Origin of the sequence: Streptomyces echinoruber, from assembly GCF_014651135.1 — a bacterium.
Taxonomy (GTDB): Bacteria; Actinomycetota; Actinomycetes; order Streptomycetales; family Streptomycetaceae; genus Streptomyces; species Streptomyces echinoruber.
Genome location: NZ_BMWH01000003.1, coordinates 271,802 through 292,339 on the forward strand (window position 1 = coordinate 271,802; position 20,538 = coordinate 292,339).

The window sequence follows — 20,538 nt, forward strand, 5'->3', positions numbered from 1 at the left end:
GATCCGACGTACCGGCCGGGACACCGGGGGCCGGGTCCGTTCGCGGACCCGGCCCGCTGCGTCGGGGCCTCACGGGCCGGGCGCGGCGGGGCGCGGCGGCCCGGCGGCACCGCTTGCCCGTCCACGGTCCGGGTACAGCGTCTGCAGGAGCGAGACACCAGCCCGGCCCGGAGTTCACCGAAAGTGACGTGCCCGTGACCCATCCCGACGGCCCCGGCGGCGACCAGGCGAAGGACGCGTGCGACGGCCCGAAGACCGTCGCGCTGGAGATCGCGGACGCCGTGGAGAGTCTGACGGCGCTGTGGTCACTGGCCGCCCAGGAGGCCGTGCTGCGGCTGTCCCTGCACCAACTGCGGGCGCTGCGGGTGCTGGAGGCCACGCCCGGCCTCAACCTCACCGGGCTCGCGGAGCGCCTCGACATAGGTCTGCCCACCGCCAGCCGCCTGTGCGACCGGCTGGAGGCGGCCGGCCTGCTGGAACGCGGCGCCCACCCGCACCGGCGCCGCGAGGTGCGGCTCGGCCTCACCCCCCACGGCCGGCGGGTCCTCGCCGACGTCGCCGACCGCCGCGCCCAGGCCCTCGCCGCGACCCTGGCCGCCATGGAACCCGCCGAACGCGCCGCCCTCCACCGCGGCATGAGGGCCTTCCTCACCGCCCGCAACGGGCTGCTGCCGCCGGCCGGGGACGCGGGGGAGTAGCCGCGCCCCGGCGGTCTCGGCGGCTCAGGTCCCCGGCGCCTGCGCGCGGCCCTTCCCGCCAGGCACACCGCCGCCGCGCCCGCCGTGGGACCGCCGCCGCCGAAGTGCCCGACGGGACCGGAGACGACGGCGGCCCCGGCTCACCCCGTCCCCGGCCGCGGTACGGGCATGCCGGCCAGCCACATCACGACGGTGACGGTGGTGCCCCCGCCGGGCCGGGTGTCGACGCGGAACTCGTGCACCAGCCGCCTGGCGCCGCTCAGCCCCAGTCCCAGGCCGCCGCCGGTGGTGTACCCGTCGGTCATGGCCAGCTCCAGGTCGCGGATGCCGGGCCCGGTGTCCACGAAGGACAGCCGCAGGCCCCGCGCCTTCCCGTGGGCCACGGGCGTGATCTCCAGGTGGCCGCCGCCGCCGTGGACCAGGGTGTTGCGGGCCAGTTCGCTGGCCGCGGTGATCAGCTTCGTCTGCTGCACCAGCCCGAACCCGAGGGCGGCCGCGGCCTGCCGTACCTGGTGCCGGGCCCAGGCCAGGTCGGCGTCCGAGCCGATCGGCAGGATCGTGGCGGCGGTGCCGGGCGAGGTCTGCATCAGCCGCCTCCCTCCGCGTCCGGGGCACGAGCGCCGGCCGGGTCCGGGCCCGACAGCAACTCCAGGGCGCGCTCGACGTCCAGGGCGGTGAGCAGACCCGGCAGGGTCAGGCCCAGCTCGACCAGGGTGATCGCGACCGCCGGCCGCATGCCGGTCAGCACCGTCCGCGCGGCCAGCAGCCGGGCGCTCGCGGCGATCTCGGCCAGGACCCGGCCGAGGTAGGAGTCGACGACCTCCACGCCGGAGATGTCGATGACCACGCCGGTGACCCGGCCGCCGGAGTGCCGCGCGATGCGCCGGGTGAGGTCCTGCCGCAGCCGCTCGGCCGTGTCGTCGTGCAGGTCGCCCTGCAGCGTGACCAGCAGGACGTCCCCCAGTGCCAGGACCGGTACCGGGGCCGCGTAGCCGGGGGACGGCACGCTCACGGCCGGCCCGCGACGGCCGGTACCGGCCCGGAGATCTCGACGTCCAGCCGCCGCAGCGCGTACACCAGCGCGTCCGACAGACGCGCCCGGGTGACGATCGCGCCGAGGTCGATGCCGAGGTGGACGATGGTTTGCGCGATCGCGGGCCGGATGCCGGAGACGACGCACTCGGCGCCCATCAGGCGGGCCGCGGCGACCGTCTTCATCAGGTGCTGGGCGACGAGCGAGTCCACCGTGGGCACGCCGGTGATGTCGAGGATGGCGTACCGGGCGCGCTCGGCGACCACGGCGTCCAGCAGGTTCTCCATGACGACCTGGCTGCGGGCGCTGTCGAGGGTGCCGATCAGGGGGACGGCGATGATGCCGTCCCACAGCTTGATCACCGGGGTGGTCGCCTCCAGCAGCTGCTGCCGCTGCCGCTCGATGAGGTCCTCGCCGGTGCTGAGCGCCGTCTCCATCACCACCAGGCGCAGCGTGCCCATGAGCAGGGCCAGCGCCAGCAGGCATTCCTGGGCCCGTGGCGCGGCCGGGTCGGGGAACTCGGCGCGCAGCAGCTCGGCGGCCGGTGCGCGCAGGGCCGCGACCTCGTCGGCGATCCGGGCGGGGGAGCAGCCGGTGCGGGCCCGGGCGGCGGCCGTCCGGCCCAGCTGCTCGCGCACGGTGCCGTACCCGGCGGCGGTGATGTCCTCCAGGCGTCCCGACGCGGCCACCGCGGCGAGCGCGTCGGCCACCGCCTTGGACGCCTCCACCGCCTCGTCCCGCGAGACGGTGAACACCGTGCGGAACAGGGGCGCGTCGGCCCAGCGCTGGGCGATCTGCTCCCGGCGCCGCTCCAGGAAGGCCCTCACCTGCTGTGCCGCCGCCCCGGGGGCCGCGTCGTGCTCCGACACTGCTTCGTCTCCCTCGCCGAGGCCGCGCGGCCCGCCCGGCGGCAGGCAACCAGCCGAATGGTTGCAGTATGGCAAACGTTAGCGCCGGCGGTGTGGCGCGGACAACACACGATCGAGGCAAGGGCGGCGGCGCGCCGGAGCGTCAGCGCCCCCGCCAGTCCAGGCACACCACCATGGCGTCGTCGTCCGGAACGGACGTGCCGCGATGGCCGGTCAGCTCCCGCAGGATGGCCCGCGGCACCTCGGCGGCCGGCAGCAGCCGCGTGGCCTGTATCGCCCGGGTCAGCGCGGTGTCGCCGTAGGCCTCGCCGCCCGGGGAGGCCACGGCGTAGACCCCGTCGCTGACGAAGACGAGCCGGTCGCCGGGCTCGACGTGGAACTCCTGCGCCACGTAGTCGGTCTCCTCGAACATGCCGAGCGGGAGCTGGGCGTCGAATGTGACGCGCTCCACCGTACCGGCGCGCAGCCGCAGAAGCTGGGGGGATCCGGCATCCACCACCCGGGCGCGCCCCGTGGCCAGTTCGAAGTCGAACATCAGGACCGACAGGTAGCGGCGGCCGCGGTAGTGGGCGTAGACCGCCTGGTCGGCCAGGGCCGCCTGGTCGGCGAGGGAGAGGCCGGCCCGGCGCGCGTTGCGCAGCGCGTTGACGGCCAGGTTGGTCAGCAGAGAGGCCTCGATGCCCTCGCCCATGCCGTTGGTGACGTACAGCAGGAGGCGGTCGGCCGTGCCGGACCAGTCGAAGTTGTCGCCGAAGATGGCGTACGCGGGCTCCAGTTGGGCGCCGAGGTCGTACTCGGGGCGGGAGCAGGAGCGGCCGGGCAGCAGCTGCCACTGCATCTCGGCGGCCAGGGTCAGCCGGTCCTTGCGCCGCACCTGCAGGTACAGGTCGGTGTCCCGCTCGGCGACGATCACCTCGTGCCCCAGCACCTCGGCGATCTCGGCCAGTTCGGGCAGGCGGTCCGTCAGGTGCTCCCCGCCGGGCAGGGTCACCGTCAGCACGCCGAGCCGGTCGCCGCGCACGGTGACGGGCAGGTGGACGCGGACCGGGTCCTTCCGGGCGTCCTCCACGAACGGCTGCTGGGCGCCGAAGGCCCGGCCGGCCGGGGTGTTGTGCACCGACTGCGGCTCCGGCGCGTGCGGCGGGCCGGACACCGGCTGCAGCACGGTCATGCCGTAGTCGGCCAGGAACAGCTCGACGGCGTGGGCGCCGTAGTGCTCGCGCAGCGCCTGCCGCACCGCGTCGAGCAGTCGGTGGGGTGCCGCCCGGCGCAGTGCGCGCTCGGCGGCCGCGAATCTGTTCACGATGATGAATGCACCAATCCTTCGTCGGGTGCTCACAGGCGGACGGAAGAGGGTAAAACAGGTGCTCGGGGGCGCGGCTTGCGCAAGTCACCGCTGGCCGGCCCGCACGCCTAGTACGCTGACGGTCATCCCGGCGCCTGTGAGAGTGTGACTGTGACTTCTTTCCGCCCCCGTCCAGAGCCGGCCGAGGTCGCGCGGGTGACCTCGAGGGCCGCGGAGTTGCTGGAAGTCCTGTGGGGGCGCGCCTCCACCGCGCCCGCCTCCGCCTCCCAGTTGCGGGTGCTGCTGATCCTCGAACACCACGAGGGCATCAACCTGCGCACCCTCGCCGACTCGCTCGCCTCCACCCCGCCCTCGACCAGCCGGCTGTGCGACCGCCTCCAGGCCGCCGGCTTCGTCGAACGCGTGACGAGTCCGCACGACCGGCGCGAGGTGCGGCTGCGGCTGAGCGGCCGGGGCCGCGCCTTCGTCGCCGACCTGCGCTCCCGCCGGGAGCAGGCGGTGCAGGCGGTCCTCGACCGGATGCCGGTCGCGCAGCGGACCGCGCTGCTGCGGGGCCTGGAGGCGTTCTGCGACGCGGCGGCGACGCAGATACACGACGCACCGCGGGCGTCGGAGTCCGGCAGCCGGACCGCCTGAGCGGACCGTCCCGACGCCGGGTTCCCGGACACCATGGCCGTTCCTTCCCCGAGCACGTCCGACACGGCTACTTTCTTGCCTCGTGTTCATGGTTGTCAAACGGCAACTGTCCGCTCCTCCTCACCGTGTCCGCCGCCGGGGCGGTCCGTCCGCCTCCGTTTCCTCCGTTTCTCTCCGGTTACCCGTGAAAGCCGCGGTCCTGCGACGCCTGTGGTCAAGATCTCCACGGCCGCCGGCCGGGGAGCGGCGAGCAAACAGGCGGCGGTGAGCGGCCGGGAACGGCGAGCGGCCCCGGGCCGGCGGTACCTACCGCCGGCCCGGGGCCGCTCGTTGGGGCAGGACGCGCGGGTGCCGGAACGTCAGGGCGCCGGAGCTTCAGGACATCGGAGCGCCGGGGCGTCGGAGCGTCAGAACAGGCGCAGCTTGTCGTCCTCGATGCCGCGCAGCGCGTCGTAGTCCAGGATGTGGCAGCCGATGCCGCGGTCGGTGGCGAGCACGCGGGCCTGCGGCTTGATCTCCTGGGCGGCGAAGATGCCGCGCACCGGGGCCAGACGGGGGTCGCGGTTGAGCAACTCCAGGTAGCGGGTGAGCTGCTCGACACCGTCGATCTCGCCGCGCCGCTTGATCTCCACGGCCACGGTCTGCCCGGCGGCGTCCCGGCACAGGATGTCGACCGGGCCGATCGCGGTGGGGTACTCGCGGCGGATCAGGGTGAAGCCCTCGCCGAGCGTCTCGATGCGGTCGGCGAGCAGTTCCTGCAGGTGGGCCTCGACGCCGTCCTTGATCAGGCCGGGGTCCACGCCGAGTTCGTGCGTGGAGTCGTGGAGTATCTCCTCCATCGTGATGATGAGCTTCTCGCCCGCCTTGTTGGTGACGGTCCACACGGCCGGCCCGTCGCCGTCCGCGGGCTCCTCCTTCAGCGTGCAGGGCGGCGACATCCAGTTCAGGGGCTTGTACGCCCGGTCGTCCGCGTGGATCGAGACGCTGCCGTCCGCCTTGACGAGGACGAGCCGGGGAGCGGCCGGCAGGTGGGCGGTGAGCCGGCCCGCGTAGTCGACGGAGCATCGGGCAATGACGAGACGCATGGTCCGCAACGCTACTCGACGGGCCCTGCACGGTGCGAAGCGCGTCCGTGCCGTCTCGTCGATCACACGCACATCTCGGTCAACTCCTGTTCAGTATTGGCCGATTGCGCCTGATGCAGCTTCGCTGTCCGGTCGTTTGCCTGGTGCCGCCCCCCTCCGCTGCCTACCGTAGTGAACGGGAGGTCGCGGCGCGTGCACACAGCGTGTCCGGTGGCGCGGGCTCCCCTATCTGTCCGGCAACCCCTGCTGGTTGGGGGTGCGAGAGGAGAACCCATGTCGCTCGACGTCTCACCGGCCCTACTCGAACAGGCCGAGCGAGGCGAGGTCGACGAAGCCGCCTTCGTCGACTGCGTCCGGACCTCCCTGCCCTACGCATGGGAGATGATCAGCTCCCTGGTGGCCCAGCTGAAGGTGGACGGTGGCAACTTCGCCGACAACCAGACGCCCCCGCCGGACGAGCAGGCGCGCGGCCAGCTGCTGCGCGCACTCGCCAGTGACGCGATACGCGGCGCGCTGCAGCGGCACTTCGGGGTGCGACTGGCGTTCCAGAACTGCCACCGGGTGGCGGTGTTCCCGCTGGACGCCTCGGCCGACGAGCCGCTGGCACGCTTCACCTCGGTGCGCAGCCAGTTGCTGAACCAGTCTCCGGAGCTGCGGGACTGCTGACGCGGAACCGCTCGCTTGCCGCTCCACTCGCGGGAGGTGCATCAGGTACTGGGGCGGCAAGCACCCGGGCCCGGTGGCACGGCCCGGGCTCGGCGGCACCACCCCGGCCGGCGCCGGCGTCCACCGGGCGACCGTGCCGGCGCCCCGCCGCCCCCCTTCGTCAACGCGTCCTTGTCATCGCGTTCTCGTCATCGCGCCCTTGCCGCCGTGTCCTTGTCGCCGTGCCTTCGGCGCCGCGGCTTCTCACCCCGCGTGCGCCACGGCGGGGCGCGCCAGCCGGGGCAGGACCTCGGCGCCCAGGCGCCGCACGTTCTCCTCCGTCGCCGCGAGGTCGCCCGAGCCCTCGAGGAGGAGGGCGAAGCGGGTGATGCCGGTGCGTTCGCTGGTGGCGGCGAGGCGGTCGGCGCACAGTCCGGGCGGCCCCACGGGGTGCAGCCCGCAGAGGAGTTCGGTGTAGGCCACCGGGTCGCGCATCCGGCGGGCCCGGCCGTCGACCGTGACGTGGGCGTCCAGGCCCTGCCTGAGCCAGCCCGGCATCGCCTTCAGCAGCGTCTCCACCGCGTCGGCGCGGGTGTCGGCGATCTGGCAGATCCCGGCCGAGACGTGCGGCGCGCCGCGGATCTCGCCGGCCGGCCGGCCCGCCGCCCGGGCGTGCCGCTGCCACAGGGCGATCATCTCGGCCTTCTCCTCGTCGCCGACGTGCATCCCCAGCAGCATCGGCAGTCCCCGCTCGGCGGCCAGCCGCACGCTCGCCGGCGAGGTGCAGGCGACCACCACCTCGGGTCCGGGTGCGTCGGTCAGCGCCTCGCACGGGCGCGGTACGACGGACACCTCGCGGAAGCGGAACCGCTCTCCCGACGCCCCCACCACCGGCTCGCGCAGCCAGCGCAGCAGCAGGTCGAGCGACTCGGGGAAACCCGTCTCGTACGCTTCGAGCCCCGCGCCGAAGACCTCCAGGTCCACCCACGGGCCGCCGCGCCCCACCCCCAGCGAGAACCGGCCGCCGCTGGTCACGTGCAGCAGCGCGGCCTGCTCGCCCAGGGCGACCGGGTGGGCGGTGGGCAGCACGCTGACGGCCGTGCCGACCCGCAGGCGCCGGGTGCGGCCGAGCAGCAGCGCGGCCAGGGTGACCGCCGACGGGCACGTGCCGTAGGGCACGAAGTGGTGCTCGGCCAGCCAGACCGTGTCGAGCCCGGCCTCCTCGGCGACCTCGGCCGAGCGGACCGCGCGGTGCAGCGCCTCCCCATGGCCCTGGCCCGGGAACTGGGCCGCCAACACGAAACTTCCCACACGCATCGCATTCCTGCTTCCTGGCTCCGACACGGAGCTCCCCCACCCGGCATAACCGGCCGACACGTGCCGAGGACACGGCCTGAGTGGAGGGATTTGCGGATTGTCTGCGGAATGCGCCGCACGGCTGTCCGGCCGCCGGCCGCCGGCGGTCCGCGAGGCCCGCCGGGGCGGTGAGTCATGAGTACCCGGGTACGGCCGCGTAGGCTGGAGTTCGCCCGAACTTCCCGTACCGGCCCGTGAGGTGTGCTGTGTCTCCGCGTCGCAACCGACCCAAGGGCGGTCCCCGGGGGACCGTTTCGTCCGGCCGGAGCGCCGAGGACGAGCGGTCCGGCCGCTACGGCGGCTGGCAGACGACGGAGAGCTGGCGGGGCGAGGAGTTCAGCGTCCGCCATGTCGCCGGGGCGAGCGCCGCGGGCAAGACCTACCGCTGCCCGGGCTGCGACCAGTTGATCCCCTCCGCGGTCCCGCACGTCGTGGCCTGGCCCGAGCACGCCGGCGTCGACGACCGCCGGCACTGGCACAAGGCGTGCTGGAACGCGCGGGACCGCCGCACTCCGGGAGTGCGGCGGTCCCGCAACGCGCCGAGGTTCTGAGGGCCGCGCCGGCCTACACGTCCCGCTTGTGCAGCAGCAGGTGCGCGGCGGCGTACCCGGCCGCCGTCAGCCCGAGCACGATCCACAGCGGGTCCCAGCCGGACGGGCCCTTCTCGTCGAGCGCGGCGCCGTAGAAGACGAAGAACTGGCTCGGCAGGGAGTACTCGAAGAGGAACTCGCGCACGCCCTCCAGCGCCCGCGAGAACATGAACAGCGCCAGGACCAGCGGCGCCAGCATGACGCCGATCATGACGGTGATGGCGCCGGCGGAGTGCCGCAGCAGCGAGCCGACGCACAGCGACAGCAGCCCCAGCAGGGCCACGAAGAGGGAGACGCCGACCGTGCCCTTCAGCCATTCCGCGCCGGTGGGCTGCCGGGCACCGTGACCCTCCAGCAGCGCCACGTCGGCGAGGGAGACCAGCGTGATGGCGACCAGGCTGACCACGAAGGCGACCGCGAAGAACACGATGCTCTTGGCGGCGAGGACCCGGCCGCGGTTCGGGCAGGCGGTCATCGTGGTGCGGATCATGCCGGTGCCGTACTCCGACGACATCGTCAGCACCCCGAGGGTGATCAGGCAGACGGAGCCCACGAGCAGGCCGAAGGCCCCGGTGCCGAGCGGGTTCTCGCCGCTGGACAGGTCCGTGTCGGTGCCGACCACGACCAGCGCGGGCAGCAGTCCCACGCCGATGGTCAGCAGTACGAACACCCCGAGCGTCCACATCGTGGAGCGCACCGAGCGCATCTTCGTCCACTCGGCGGCGATCGCGTGCCCGAGGTGCGTGCGCACGACGGGGATCGGCGAGGTGTAGCCGGGACAGGGCGGGGCGGGCGCGGTCTGCGGCAGCGGGGGCTGGGGCGTGCTCATCGTGCGTCCTCGGTGTCGGTGCGGGCGGCGGAGGGCTGCGCCGCCGCCGGCGCGGCGGCGGGCCGGTCCTGCGCGGGCCGTTCCTGCGCGGTCCTGTCCTGAGCCGCGCCCGGCTCGGCCGCGCCCTGGTCGGCCGTGGGCCGGGGCGCCGGCTGCGCGTACGGGTTGACGGGCGGCGCGGCGGGGTGCGCGGGGTGCGCGGGCGGAGTGCCGTAGGGGCCGGGCTGCGGCGGCGCGTACGGGGCGCCGCCCGCACCGGGCGGCGGCGGGGGGTACCAGCCCGGCTGGCCCTGCCCCGGAACGGGCAGCGGCGGCTGCGCGCCCGGCTGCGGCGGCGCCATCAGGCCCTCCCGCTGGTCGACCGTCGAGCGGTAGTCGACGACGCCCTGCGTCATGCGCATGTACGCCTCCTCCAGCGAGGCCTGATGCGGCGACAGCTCCCACAGGCGTACGCCGGCCTCGTGCGCGATGTCGCTGATGCGGGGCAGCGGCAGCCCCGTCACGCGCAGCGCGCCGTCCGGCTCGGGCAGCACGTGGGCACCGGCCTCGGTCAGCGCGGACGTCAGCTTCTCCCGCTGCTGCGGCTCGGTGTCGGGGGTGCGCACGCGCGCGAAGTCCGCGGAGTTGGCGGAGATGAAGTCCTTCACGCTCATGTCGGCGAGCAGTTGCCCGCGCCCGATGACGATGAGGTGGTCGGCGGTGAGGGCCATCTCGCTCATCAGGTGGGAGGAGACGAAGACGGTACGTCCCTCGGCGGCCAGGGCCCGCATCAGGTTGCGCACCCACAGGATGCCCTCGGGGTCGAGGCCGTTGACCGGTTCGTCGAACAGCAGCACCTGCGGGTCGCCGAGCAGCGCGGCGGCGATGCCGAGCCGCTGGCCCATGCCCAGCGAGAAGCCCTTGGACCGCCGCTTCGCCACGTCCTGCAGGCCCACCACGCCGAGCACCTCGTCCACCCGGCGGGCCGGGATGCCGGACATCTGGGCCAGGCACAGCAGGTGGTTGCGGGCGCTGCGGCCGCCGTGCACGGCCTTGGCGTCCAGCAGCGCGCCGACCAGGCGGGGGGCGTTGGGCAGCTCCCGGTAGGGGCGGCCGGCGATGGTGACCCTGCCGGAGGTGGGGTTGTCCAGCCCGAGGATCATCCGCATGGTCGTGGACTTGCCGGAGCCGTTGGGCCCGAGGAAGCCGGTGACCATGCCCGGGCGCACCTGGAAGGAGAGGTTGTGCACAGCGGTCTTGTCGCCGTAGCGCTTGGTCAGGCCGACTGCTTCGATCATGCTCCGCACCCATCGGAAGGATCAGGACAGCGGGGGCAGACGCCCCCGCAAGGGTTAGGAGGATATCCAGGCGCCGACGGTTCCGTTCAAGAACAAGCAAAAGGCGTAACGGTCCCGAACGAGGCCGGACGGCACGGGACGGCGGTGGCCGATCGGCACGGGACGGCGGTGGCCGGACGGCACGGGACGGCGGTGGCCGGACGGCACGGGACGCCGGTGGCCGCCCGCCGGTGACCGCCCCGTCCGTCCGTACGGTCCGTACGTGTCCGTACGGACCTTAGGCGTCGCGCCGCTTGAGCACCGCGTACCCGCCCGCGAGCGCCGCGGCCACCCACAGCACCATGATCCCCAGGCCGGCCCAGGGGCCGTACGGGGTGTCGTCGGCCGGGGCGACGACCTGCATGATGCGGCTGCCGGCCTGGTCGGGCAGGAAGCGGCCGACCCTCTTGGTGGCGTCGACGTTGCCGAGGACGTGCGAGATCAGGAAGAAGAAGGGCATCAGGATGCCCAGCGACAGCAGCGGTGAGCGCAGCATCGCGGCGACGCCCATGGAGAAGACGGCGATCAGGGTCATGTAGAGGCCGCCGCCGACGACCGCGCGCAGCACGCCCGGGTCGCCGATCGACGCCCGGTGCGGGCCGAGCATGGCCTGCCCGAGGAAGAAGGCCGCGAAGCTGGTCGCCATGCCCACGGCGAGGGCGAGGCCGGTGGCCACGGCGATCTTGGCGAGGAAGAAGGTGCCGCGCTGCGGTACGGCGGCCAGCGAGGCGCGGATCATGCCGGTGCTGTACTCGTTCGACACCACCAGCACCCCGAAGACGACCATCGCGAGCTGACCGATGTTCATCCCGGCGAAGGCGGCGAACGTCGGGTCGAAGGCGAGCCGCTGGTGCGGGCCGAGCCTGCCGACGTCGTGGCGCAGCAGGCCCGAGACGAGCATGCCGAGGGCGGCCGTGACCACCAGGGCGAGGGAGAGCGTCCACACCGTGGACGCCACTGACCGGATCTTGGTCCACTCGGAGCGGACGACGTTGCGCACGGCCACCGCCTCAGTTCCCCTTCCGCCGGTCGGCGCCCCACCGCGGGGCGGGCGTCTCGTCCTGCGCGTGGTACTCCACCGTCTGCGCGGTCAGCCGCATGAACGCCTCCTCCAGGGACGCCTGCCGCGGGCTCAGCTCGTGCAGCACGATCCGGTGCTGCGCGGCCAGTTCGCCGATCCGCTCGGCCTTGCCGTCCGCCACCTCCACATCGCCGCCCAGGGTCTCGACAACCGTGACGCCCGCCTCGTGCAGCACGTCCAGCAGCCGCTCCCGCTCGGGGGTGCGGATGCGGACGTACGACCGCGCGTTGCGCCGGATGAACTCGGCCATGGAGGTGTCGGCGAGCAGCCGTCCCCGCCCGATGACGATGAGGTGGTCGGCGGTGACGGCCATCTCGTTCATCAGGTGGGAGGAGACGAACACCGTCCGCCCCTGCGCGGCCAGCGACTTCATCAGCGTGCGGATCCAGTGGATGCCCTCGGGGTCGAGGCCGTTGACCGGTTCGTCGAACAGCAGCACCCGCGGGTCGCCCAGCAGCGCGGCGGCGATGCCGAGCCGCCGGCCCATGCCCAGCGAGAACGTCTTCGTCTTCTTCCGGGCCACCGCCGCCAGACCGACCGTCTCCAGCACCTCGTGCACCCGGCCGCGCGGAATGCCGTTGCTCTGCGCCAGGCACAGCAGGTGGTGGAAGGCGCTGCGCCCGCCGTGCCAGGCCTTCGCCTCCAGCAGCGCGCCGATGGACGTCAGCGGGTCCTTCAGCCGGTCGTAGGGCCGGCCGTCGATGCGGACCTCCCCGGCGGTGGGCCGGTCGAGTCCGAGCATCATCCGCATGGTGGTGGACTTTCCGGCGCCGTTGGGCCCGAGGAAGCCGGTGACGACCCCCGGCCGCACGGTGAACGTGAGGCGGTCGACCGCGACCTTCTCGCCGTACCGCTTCGTCAGCCCGGCCAGTTCGATCATGCGGCCACGCTAAGCCGCCCCCCGGGCACCCGCCACCCGGGCACCCGCCCCCCCGGGCGGTGGCGGTGGAGCGACACGGTGCGCCGAAGGCCCGCGCCCCTGCGCGGGGACGCGGGCCTTGGGTCACCGGCCGGGGCCGGGGCTGTCGAGGACGGTCAGCGCGACTGCTGCGCCGGCACGCCCCGGGAGACGGGCTCGTCGTCGGTCGACGGCGTACCGGTCGCCGCGACGGCCGCACCCGTGAGCGTCGCCAGCATCTCGCGGACGTTGGTGAGCTGGGCGTTGATGGAGTCGCGCCGGTTGGTGAGGGCCGCCAGCTCGCGCTCGGACTCGGAACGGATGCGCTCGGCCTTGGCGTTGGCGTCGGCCACGATGTCCTCGGCCTGCCGCTGGGCCGTCTCCACCGTCTGGCGGGCCCGGCGCTCGGCGTCGGTGCGCAGCTTCTCCGCCTCCAGGCGGAGCTGCTCGGCGCGGTGCTCGATCTCCGCGAGGCGCTTCTCGGCCTTGGCCTGACGGGCCGCCAGGTCGCGCTCGGACTGCTCGCGCCGCTTGGCGAGGTTGGTCTCGAAGTCCGCGGCGGCCTGGGCGGCCTTGGCGCGGGTCTCCTCGAAGAGGGCGTCGGCCTCCTCACGCTTGGCCTGCGCGTCCCGCTGCGCCTCGGCGCGCAGCTGGGCGGCCTCGCTCTTGGCCTTCTCGACGATCCGCACGGCCTCGTCCTCGGCCTTGGCCTTGCGCTCCGCCGCGTACGCCTCGGCGTCGTTGCGCACCTGCTGGGCCGCCGACTCGGCGAGCTCACGGTGCTGTTCGGCCGCGCGCCGCGCCTCCTCGCGCAGATCCTTGGCCTCTTCCTCGGCGAGGCGCAGGATCTTCTCGACGCGTGCGCCGAGACCCGCGTACGACGGTTCCGCATCGCTGATCTGGGCCTGCGCGTTCTGCGTCTCGAGGTGCAGCTCCTCGATGCGCTTCTCCAGCGCGGTGATGCGAGCGAGGGCGCTGTCACGGTCGGAGACGAGCTTGGCGATACGTTCGTCCACCTGAGCGCGGTCGTACCCACGCCGCACAAGCTCGAAGCCGTAGGGGGAAGTGTCGCTCATGGGGTTCCTGTCGAATGAGACCGGTGAGGTGATAGGTGGAATCCTAGGGGCCGAAGCGGCGTGTCATCGAGCGGATACAGGTTTGATCTGGAGAATGACACCCCTTTTGGGCGGCTGGGCGCCGGACGGCCGGCCGAAGATCTGGTCAAAGGTGTCAGAACACACCGGAACGCGCGTCCTGGCCACCGGTCCGCCATCCTGCCACCCGAACGGGTTGCCCGTCCCTAGCTCTCTGACGACTTGCCACCCGAACGAGTGGCACCCGCGGTGGCCCCCGCCTTGACGCCCCCGTCCTTGGGCGCCGCCGGGGCCTCGAACGACTCCAACGCCTCCAGCACATCCTGCACACGGGAGATCTCCGCGTTGATGTCCTCCCGGCGCCGCATGAGGATCTCCAGCTCGCGCCGGCCCTCCTCCACGGTCCGCTTGGCCTCGCGGATCGCCTCGGCCTTGAGCTCCTCGGCCTCCTTGATGAGCGCCGCCTTCTTCTGCTCGGCCTCCTTCAGCAGGCCCTCGGCCTTCTTCACGGCGGCGATGCGCACCTTGCCGGCCTCGGTGTCGGCCTCCGAGACGATCTCCTTCGCCTTCTTCTCCGCCTTGGCGAGCTGCTCCTCGGCCGCCTTGATCAGCGCGTCGCAGCGGTCGCCGGTCGACTTCATCGTCTCGGCGGCCTCGCGCCGCGCCCGCTCGTGCAGGTCCTCGATCTCGGCGGTGATGCGGGCCCGCAGCTCCTCGGCGCGCTCCCGGATCAGGGTGGCGTCCCGGCGGGCGCCGACGAGCAGCTCGTCCGCGTCCGTACGGGCCTTCTCCACCAGCGCGTTGCCCTCGACGGTGGCCTCGGAGACGATCCGGTCGGCCTCCTTGCGGGCGGCGCCGACCATGGTGTCGGCCTGCGCCTCCGCGTCCGCCTTCGTCTTGACGGCCTGCTGCTGCGCCTCGGTGAGCAACTTGTCGGCCTCGGCGGTGGTCTCGGTGATGAGTTTGTCGACCTGCTCGGCGGCCTCCGAGCGGCGCTTGTTGGCCTCCTTGCGGGCCTCGTCGAGGGTGCGCTCGGCCTCCTCGCGGGCGGCCGCGGTGACCCGCTCGGCCTCGGCCTCGGCCTCCGCCCGCAGGCGCGCGGCCTCCTCCCGGGTGCGCTCGGCGTGCGCCTGCGCGGAACCGACGGCCTCGGCGGCCTCGGCGCGCAGCCGCTCCGCCTCGTCGGTGGCGTCCGCGAGCAGCTTCTCCGCCTTGGCGACCGCCTCCGTACGCACCCGGTCCGCCTCCGCGGCGGCCTCGGCGCGGGCCCGGTCGGCCTGGGCGGTGGTCTCGGCCAGCATCCGCTCGGCCTCGGCGGTGGCCTCCGTGATGAGGGTGTCGGCCTGCGCGGCCGCGTCGGAGCGGATGCGGTTGGCGTCCTCGCGGGCCTCGGCGCGGGTGCGGGCGGCGGCCTGGTCGGCCTCGGCGATGGTGTCCGCGGCCTCGGTGCGGGCCCGCACCGCGTGCTCGTCGGCCTCCGAGCGCACCCGCTCCGCCTCGGCCATGGCCTCGGCGAGGGTGCGCTCGGCGAGCGCCTTGGCGGCCTCGGTCTCCTCGGCGGCCTCGCGGCGGATGCGGGAGGCGTCCTCGCTCGCCCGGTCCCGCTCGGCGTAGGCGTCGGCGCGGACCCGGTCGGCCTCCTCCTGGGCCTCCCGGCGGGTGCGCTCGGCCGCGTGCTCGGCGGCGGAGCGCAGACCGGCGATCTCCTCCTGCGCCTGCTCGTGCAGCCCGGCGACGGAGTCGCGCACCTGCTGGGCGTGCTGCTCGGCCGCCGACACCAGCTCGGTGGCGCGCCGGTCGGCCTCCTGCACCAGGCGGCGGGCCTCCGCGTCGGCCTCCTCCACCCGTCGGCGCGCGGCGGCCAGCAGCTCCTCGCTCTGCTCGCGGGCCCGCTCGCGCTCCTGGTCGGCCTCCTCGCGGGCCGCGCCGAGCAGCTCCTCGGCCTCGCGGCGGCGCCGGTTGGCCTCCTCCTGCGCCGCGGCCAGCGTCTCGGACGCCTCCTGGCCCAGCCGCTCGGCGGCGGCCTGCGCCTCGGCGCGCACCCGGTCGGCGGTCTCCTGCGCCTCCGTGCGCAGCCGCTCGGCCTCGGCGGCGGCCTCCGAACGCAGCCGTACGGCGACGGCCTCGCCCTCGGCGCGGGCGGCGGAGGCGTCCGAGGCGGCCTCGGTGCGCAGCCGGTCCGCCTCGTCCTCCGCCTGCTGCTGCAGCGTGCGGATGCGCTCGGCGGCCTCGCTGCGCAGCCGCTCGGTCTCCTCGGCGGCCTCGCGCCGGATGCGGGCGGCCTCCTCGCGGGCCTCGGCGAGGGCCTGCTCGGCGGCGGCCAGCCGCTGCTCGGCCTCCGCCTGCAGCCGCGCCAGCTCCTCGGCGGCCTCTGCCTGCCGGGCGGCGACGGCCCGCTCGGCCTCCTCGCGCAGCTCGCGCGCGGCCCGCTCGGCCTCCTCGCGGATCCGCTCGGCCTGCTCGGTGGCCTCCGCGCGCTCCTTCTCGGCCTCCTTGCGGGTGCGCTGCAGCACCTCGTCGGCCTGCCGGCGCAGCGTGGTGGCGCGCTCGATGGCCTCGGTGCGCACCTTCTCGCTGTCGGTCTGCGCGGTGGTGCGCAGCTCGTCCGCGTCGGCCTTCGCCTTGGCCAGCAGCTCCTCGGCGGTCCGGGCCGCCTCCTCGATCTGCGCCACGGCCTCCTTGCGGGCCTCGGCGCGGATCTTCTCGCCCTCGGCGACGGCCTCGGCGCGCAGCTGCTCGGCCTCGCCGCGCAGCCGGCGGGCCTCCTCCTGCAGCTCGACCGTCTTGGCGCGGTACTCCTTGGTGTCGTCCTTGGCGGCGCCCTTGAGCTGCTCGGCGATGTCGTGCGCCTCGGCGCGCAGCCGGTCCGCCTCGGCCTCGGCCTCCCGGCGGATCCGCTCGGCCTCCTCGGCGGCCGCCCGGGTGGTCTGCCGGGCGTCCTCCTGCGCCTTGTTCAGGACGTCCTCGGCGGTCCGGGCCGCCTTGGACAGCTGGGTGGCGGCCTCCTCGGCGGTGATGCTGCGGGCCTTCTCGGCGGCCTCGGCGAGCAGCTTCTCCGCCTCGGCGCGGGCGTCGGCGACCAGCTGCTCGGCCTCCGCCCTGGTCGTCTCGGCCTCCTTGGTGGCCTCCTCGACGAGGCGGGCGACCTGCTCCTTGGCGACGCGGGTGCGCTGCTCGTTGGCGGACTCGGCACTGGCCAGGGCCTTGGCCGCGGCCTCCTTGGCCTCCGCGACCAGCTTCTCGGCCTCGGCGCGCGCCTCGCGCAGCGCGGTCTCGGCCTGCGCCATGCGCTCCTCGGCGGCGCGGCTCAGCTCGGCGGCGCGCCGGCGCGCCGCCTCCGACTCCGACACGCCGGCGGCGCGCAGCTGCTCGGCGTGCTCGGTGGCCTCCTGCGCCTGCGTGGAGGCGGCGTTGAGGAGGCGTTCGGCCTCGGCGCGGGCGCGGCGCAGCACCTGCTCGGCCTCCGCGCGGGCGGCCTCGGCCTCGCCCTGGAGGCGCTGGCGGGCCTCGGCGGTCAGCCGCTCGGCCTCGGCGCGGGCGGCGGCCAGGGCCTGCTCGGCCTCGGCGCGGGACTCCTCCAGCAGCCGGCGGGCCTGGGCCTCGGTGCGGGCGCGCAGCTGCTCGGCCCACGCCACGTTCTCGTTGACGTGTGACTCGACGGTCTGCCGGCGCTCGGCGAGCTCCTGGTCGAGCTGCTGGCGGCGGGCCACGGCCTCGGCGTGCAGCTCGGCCTGGAGGCGGGCGGCCTGCTCGGCGTGCTCCTGCAGGATCCGCTGGGTCTGGGCGCGGGCCTGGCTCAGCTCCCGCTCGGCCTCGGCGCGGATCTGGTCGGCCTGCATCTGCGCCTGGCGCAGCAACTGCTCGGCCTGGTAGCCGATGTCGGCGCTGTCGTAGGCGGGCCGGGACATGATGGTGCGGCGCGCCTCGTGCAGCTTGGCGCGCAGCACCTCGACCTGGTAGCCGAGGTCCTCGGCATGCTGGATCGCCTTGTCCCGCTCGGTCTTCAGCCGCTTCATCTCGGCCTCGAACCGAGTCAGGTGGTCGACGTCAGCCGCCGGCTCTCGCTCCTGGCTCTCGTAGCCCCGCACTGCGCGGTCCCATCCGTCCCCTGGTCGCAAGTCTCCCAAACGAGCTCCGTCCATACGCGGAACGGGGCTCCCGGGGAATGGTGTCAGATGGGCGGCGGAGCATGGGCTGTTGCCCCGTCGCGCGACCCCCGAAACCCGGACCCCGGTATGCGGCCACCCCCCGAGAGAAGGCGACCGCACCCAACCCTACCGGCCCCTTCGTACGAGGGTCAGTGCGCAGACGACTCAACAGGCGCGGAAGTGACCAGTTCCGTCAGGACGCCGTGGCAGTCCTTGGGGTGCAGGAAGGTGATCCGCGACCCCATGGAACCGCGTCGCGGCTCGTCGTACAGGACGCGCACGCCCTTGCCCCGGATCTGCTCGGCGTCGCCGTCCACGTCCGCGGTGCCGAAGGCGATGTGGTGGACGCCCTCCCCGTTCTTCGCCAGCCACTTGGCGACGGTGGAGTCCTCCCGGATCGGTTCCAGGAGCTGGAGGTAGGAGGAGCCGCCGTCCGAGGTGTCGTTGATCTTGAGCATGGCCTCGCGCACGCCCTGCTCTTCGTTGACCTCGGTGTGGAACACCTCGAAGCCGTATGTGGCCCGGTAGAACTCGACAGTGGCGTCGAGATCGAAGCAGGCAATCCCGATGTGGTCGATTCGCGTCAGCATGGAATCAGTGGAGCGCTGTCGGGATGGTTACGCAACGTGCGCGCGATCACACCGACGGCCCGATGACGGCCCGGACTACCCCTCAGTACATTCGAAGTAAACCCTCGTTCACTCCTCGGCTCGCTCGAGCTGGAAGGGGATCTCACCTCATGGCTGCAACGAACGGCACGACCTCCGTCATCGTCGCGGGTGCCCGCACCCCGATGGGGCGGCTGCTCGGCTCGCTGAAATCCTTCTCCGGAGCCGACCTCGGCGGCTTCGCCATCAAGGCCGCCCTCGACCGTGCGGGGATCGGGGGCGACCAGGTGCAATACGTGATCATGGGCCAGGTGCTGCAGGCCGGGGCGGGGCAGATCCCGGCGCGGCAGGCCGCGGTCAAGGCCGGCATCCCGATGAGCGTCCCGGCGCTCACCATCAACAAGGTGTGCCTGTCCGGCCTCGACGCGATCGCGCTCGCGGACCAGCTCATCCGCGCCGGCGAGTTCGACATCGTCGTCGCCGGCGGCCAGGAGTCCATGACCAACGCCCCGCACCTGCTGCCCAAGTCCCGTGAGGGCTACAAGTACGGTGCGATCCAGATGCTCGACGCGATGGCGTACGACGGCCTGACCGACGCCTTCGAGCACATCGCGATGGGCGAGTCGACGGAGAAGCACAACACGCGGCTCGGCATCGGCCGGGCCGAGCAGGACGAGATCGCCGCCCTGTCCCACCAGCGTGCCGCCGCCGCCCAGAAGAACGGCGTCTTCGAGGCCGAGATCACCCCGGTGGAGATCCCGCAGCGCAAGGGCGACCCGGTCCTGTTCAGCCAGGACGAGGGCATCCGCCCGGAGACCACGGTCGAGTCGCTGGCCAAGCTGCGCCCGGCCTTCAGCAAGGACGGCACCATCACGGCCGGCTCCTCCTCGCAGATCTCCGACGGCGCGGCGGCCGTGGTCGTGATGAGCAAGGCCAAGGCGCAGGAGCTGGGCCTGGAGTGGATCGCGGAGATCGGCGCCCACGGCAACGTGGCCGGCCCGGACAACTCGCTGCAGTCGCAGCCGTCCAACGCCATCCGGCACGCGCTGAAGAAGGAGGGCCTGGAGGTCTCCGACCTCGACCTCATCGAGATCAACGAGGCGTTCGCTGCGGTCGCCGTCCAGTCCATGAAAGATTTGGGCGTTACCCCCGAAAAGGTGAACGTGAACGGTGGCGCGATCGCCCTCGGCCACCCCATCGGCATGTCCGGTGCCCGCATCGTGCTGCACCTGGCGCTGGAGCTGAAGCGCCGGGGCGGCGGCGTGGGCGCGGCCGCGCTGTGCGGCGGCGGCGGCCAGGGCGACGCGCTGATCGTGCGGGTGCCGAAGGCCTGAGTCCCCTCTCGACCGACCTCTTGACGTGAACGGAGCTGTGATGCAGGACGTCTCCTCTCTGGTGGCCCAGGCCAGGGAAGGCCGGCCACGGGCCGTCGCCCGGCTGATCTCCCTGGTGGAGGGGGCGTCCCCGCAGTTGAGGGAGGTCATGGCGGCCCTGGCGCCGCTGACCGGCAACGCCTACGTCGTCGGCCTGACCGGCTCCCCGGGCGTCGGCAAGTCGACCTCGACGTCCGCGCTGGTGTCGGCCTACCGGCGGCAGGGCAAGCGGGTCGGCGTGCTCGCCGTCGACCCGTCGTCGCCGTTCTCCGGCGGCGCGCTGCTCGGCGACCGGGTGCGGATGTCGGAGCACGCCTCCGACCCCGGCGTCTACATCCGCTCCATGGCGACGCGGGGCCACCTGGGCGGCCTCGCGTGGGCGGCGCCGCAGGCCATCCGGGTGCTGGACGCGGCCGGCTGCGACGTGATCCTGGTGGAGACGGTCGGCGTGGGCCAGTCGGAGGTGGAGATCGCCTCCCAGGCCGACACCAGCGTGGTGCTGCTGGCGCCCGGCATGGGCGACGGCATCCAGGCGGCGAAGGCCGGCATCCTGGAGATCGGCGACGTGTACGTCGTCAACAAGGCCGACCGCGACGGTGCCGACGCCACCGCGCGCGAGCTCAACCACATGCTCGGCCTCGGCGAGGCCCGCGCCCCCGGCGACTGGCGCCCGCCCATCGTCAAGACGGTCGCCGCCCGCGGCGAGGGCGTCGACGAGGTCGTGGAGGCGCTGGAGAAGCACCGCGCCTGGATGGAGGAGCGAGGCGTCCTGGCCGAGCGCCGCCTGGCCCGGGCCGCCCGCGAGGTCGAGACCATCGCGGTGACCGCGCTGCGGGAGCGCATCGGCGACCTGCACGGCGACCGCCGCCTCGGCGCGCTGGCCGAGCGGATCGTCGCCGGCGAGCTGGACCCGTACCGGGCGGCGGACCAGCTGCTGGAGGAGCTCACGCAGGGCTGAGCACGACCCCGGGGG

Annotated in this window: 19 protein-coding genes; 6 read left to right on the forward strand and 13 right to left on the reverse strand. The window is 73.8% G+C overall.

The features are described from left to right. Positions 1–194 precede the first annotated feature (194 nt). A complete protein-coding gene (locus IE225_RS06270; RefSeq protein ID WP_190056322.1) occupies positions 195–698 on the forward strand; it encodes a MarR family winged helix-turn-helix transcriptional regulator in 504 nt (167 codons plus the stop codon). Between the two features lie 140 nt (positions 699–838). On the opposite strand, the gene IE225_RS06275 is transcribed toward IE225_RS06270, so the two are convergent. From IE225_RS06275 to IE225_RS06290, 4 genes are all read right to left on the reverse strand, one after another. Continuing rightward, positions 839–1,285, reverse strand: coding sequence for an ATP-binding protein (locus IE225_RS06275; protein WP_190056323.1), 447 nt, complete (start codon positions 1,283–1,285; stop codon positions 839–841). Further along, positions 1,285–1,710, reverse strand: a complete 426-nt coding sequence (locus tag IE225_RS06280) for an STAS domain-containing protein (RefSeq protein WP_190056324.1) — start codon at positions 1,708–1,710, stop codon at positions 1,285–1,287. Before IE225_RS06280 ends, IE225_RS06275 begins: the two co-directional genes overlap by 1 nt. Next, entirely contained in the window at positions 1,707–2,600 is an 894-nt protein-coding gene (locus IE225_RS06285; protein ID WP_190056325.1) for an STAS domain-containing protein, read from the reverse strand. Before IE225_RS06285 ends, IE225_RS06280 begins: the two co-directional genes overlap by 4 nt. Positions 2,601–2,742: 142 nt before the next feature. After that, on the reverse strand, positions 2,743–3,903 hold the full coding sequence (locus IE225_RS06290) for a PP2C family protein-serine/threonine phosphatase (protein ID WP_190056326.1): 1,161 nt from the start codon (positions 3,901–3,903) through the stop codon (positions 2,743–2,745). 147 nt (positions 3,904–4,050) lie between these two features. Here IE225_RS06290 and IE225_RS06295 point away from each other — a divergent pair, with 147 nt between their 5' ends. Continuing rightward, complete coding sequence (locus IE225_RS06295) at positions 4,051–4,542, forward strand: MarR family winged helix-turn-helix transcriptional regulator (RefSeq protein ID WP_190056327.1); 492 nt, start codon at positions 4,051–4,053, stop codon at positions 4,540–4,542. Between the two features lie 407 nt (positions 4,543–4,949). On the opposite strand, the gene nucS is transcribed toward IE225_RS06295, so the two are convergent. Beyond that, the gene (gene nucS / locus IE225_RS06300; RefSeq protein ID WP_190056328.1) at positions 4,950–5,627 is read right to left on the reverse strand and encodes an endonuclease NucS; all 678 of its coding nucleotides are present in this window, start codon (positions 5,625–5,627) and stop codon (positions 4,950–4,952) included. Between the two features lie 273 nt (positions 5,628–5,900). Here nucS and IE225_RS06305 point away from each other — a divergent pair, with 273 nt between their 5' ends. Then, entirely contained in the window at positions 5,901–6,293 is a 393-nt protein-coding gene (locus IE225_RS06305; RefSeq protein ID WP_190056329.1) for an SCO5389 family protein, read from the forward strand. A gap of 243 nt (positions 6,294–6,536) precedes the next feature. On the opposite strand, the gene IE225_RS06310 is transcribed toward IE225_RS06305, so the two are convergent. Beyond that, complete coding sequence (locus IE225_RS06310; protein ID WP_190056330.1) at positions 6,537–7,589, reverse strand: LLM class flavin-dependent oxidoreductase; 1,053 nt, start codon at positions 7,587–7,589, stop codon at positions 6,537–6,539. A gap of 245 nt (positions 7,590–7,834) precedes the next feature. Here IE225_RS06310 and IE225_RS06315 point away from each other — a divergent pair, with 245 nt between their 5' ends. Further along, positions 7,835–8,179 carry an Rv1322 family protein gene (locus IE225_RS06315; RefSeq protein ID WP_190056331.1) on the forward strand — a complete coding sequence of 115 codons (345 nt, stop codon included), beginning with the start codon at positions 7,835–7,837 and terminating at the stop codon, positions 8,177–8,179. Between the two features lie 13 nt (positions 8,180–8,192). On the opposite strand, the gene IE225_RS06320 is transcribed toward IE225_RS06315, so the two are convergent. From IE225_RS06320 to mce, 7 genes are all read right to left on the reverse strand, one after another. Continuing rightward, positions 8,193–9,047, reverse strand: coding sequence for an ABC-2 transporter permease family protein (locus tag IE225_RS06320; protein WP_190056332.1), 855 nt, complete (start codon positions 9,045–9,047; stop codon positions 8,193–8,195). Then, positions 9,044–10,324 (reverse strand): ABC transporter ATP-binding protein, encoded by a 1,281-nt coding sequence (locus IE225_RS06325; RefSeq protein ID WP_190056333.1) that lies wholly within the window; start codon positions 10,322–10,324, stop codon positions 9,044–9,046. Before IE225_RS06325 ends, IE225_RS06320 begins: the two co-directional genes overlap by 4 nt. Before the next feature lie 277 nt (positions 10,325–10,601). Then, positions 10,602–11,369, reverse strand: a complete 768-nt coding sequence (locus IE225_RS06330) for an ABC transporter permease (protein ID WP_190056334.1) — start codon at positions 11,367–11,369, stop codon at positions 10,602–10,604. Positions 11,370–11,373: 4 nt separating this feature from the next. Further along, positions 11,374–12,324 (reverse strand): ATP-binding cassette domain-containing protein, encoded by a 951-nt coding sequence (locus IE225_RS06335; protein WP_190056335.1) that lies wholly within the window; start codon positions 12,322–12,324, stop codon positions 11,374–11,376. Between the two features lie 155 nt (positions 12,325–12,479). Then, the gene (locus IE225_RS06340) at positions 12,480–13,418 is read right to left on the reverse strand and encodes a coiled-coil domain-containing protein (RefSeq protein ID WP_190056336.1); all 939 of its coding nucleotides are present in this window, start codon (positions 13,416–13,418) and stop codon (positions 12,480–12,482) included. Positions 13,419–13,642: 224 nt separating this feature from the next. Next, on the reverse strand, positions 13,643–17,524 hold the full coding sequence (gene scy, locus IE225_RS06345) for a polarized growth protein Scy (RefSeq protein WP_190056337.1): 3,882 nt from the start codon (positions 17,522–17,524) through the stop codon (positions 13,643–13,645). Between the two features lie 209 nt (positions 17,525–17,733). Then, positions 17,734–18,174, reverse strand: coding sequence for a methylmalonyl-CoA epimerase (gene mce / locus IE225_RS06350; RefSeq protein ID WP_190056338.1), 441 nt, complete (start codon positions 18,172–18,174; stop codon positions 17,734–17,736). A gap of 149 nt (positions 18,175–18,323) precedes the next feature. Here mce and IE225_RS06355 point away from each other — a divergent pair, with 149 nt between their 5' ends. Both IE225_RS06355 and meaB read left to right on the forward strand, forming a co-directional pair. Continuing rightward, positions 18,324–19,526: an acetyl-CoA C-acetyltransferase gene (locus tag IE225_RS06355; protein ID WP_190056339.1), complete on the forward strand. Its 1,203-nt coding sequence runs from the start codon at positions 18,324–18,326 to the stop codon at positions 19,524–19,526. Between the two features lie 40 nt (positions 19,527–19,566). Further along, positions 19,567–20,523: a methylmalonyl Co-A mutase-associated GTPase MeaB gene (gene meaB, locus IE225_RS06360; protein ID WP_190056340.1), complete on the forward strand. Its 957-nt coding sequence runs from the start codon at positions 19,567–19,569 to the stop codon at positions 20,521–20,523. Positions 20,524–20,538: the final 15 nt, after the last annotated feature.

Excerpts from the sequence above, each read along its gene's own strand:
- IE225_RS06335 (WP_190056335.1), bottom strand. The coding sequence starts at position 12,324 with ATGATCGAACTGGCCGGGCTGACGAAGCGGTACGGCGAGAAGGTCGCG.
- meaB (WP_190056340.1), top strand. The coding sequence starts at position 19,567 with ATGCAGGACGTCTCCTCTCTGGTGGCCCAGGCCAGGGAAGGCCGGCCA.
- mce (WP_190056338.1), bottom strand. The coding sequence starts at position 18,174 with ATGCTGACGCGAATCGACCACATCGGGATTGCCTGCTTCGATCTCGAC.
- IE225_RS06355 (WP_190056339.1), top strand. The coding sequence starts at position 18,324 with ATGGCTGCAACGAACGGCACGACCTCCGTCATCGTCGCGGGTGCCCGC.
- IE225_RS06305 (WP_190056329.1), top strand. The coding sequence starts at position 5,901 with ATGTCGCTCGACGTCTCACCGGCCCTACTCGAACAGGCCGAGCGAGGC.
- IE225_RS06325 (WP_190056333.1), bottom strand. The coding sequence starts at position 10,324 with ATGATCGAAGCAGTCGGCCTGACCAAGCGCTACGGCGACAAGACCGCT.
- IE225_RS06340 (WP_190056336.1), bottom strand. The coding sequence starts at position 13,418 with ATGAGCGACACTTCCCCCTACGGCTTCGAGCTTGTGCGGCGTGGGTAC.
- IE225_RS06320 (WP_190056332.1), bottom strand. The coding sequence starts at position 9,047 with ATGAGCACGCCCCAGCCCCCGCTGCCGCAGACCGCGCCCGCCCCGCCC.
- IE225_RS06275 (WP_190056323.1), bottom strand. The coding sequence starts at position 1,285 with ATGCAGACCTCGCCCGGCACCGCCGCCACGATCCTGCCGATCGGCTCG.
- IE225_RS06310 (WP_190056330.1), bottom strand. The coding sequence starts at position 7,589 with ATGCGTGTGGGAAGTTTCGTGTTGGCGGCCCAGTTCCCGGGCCAGGGC.
- nucS (WP_190056328.1), bottom strand. The coding sequence starts at position 5,627 with ATGCGTCTCGTCATTGCCCGATGCTCCGTCGACTACGCGGGCCGGCTC.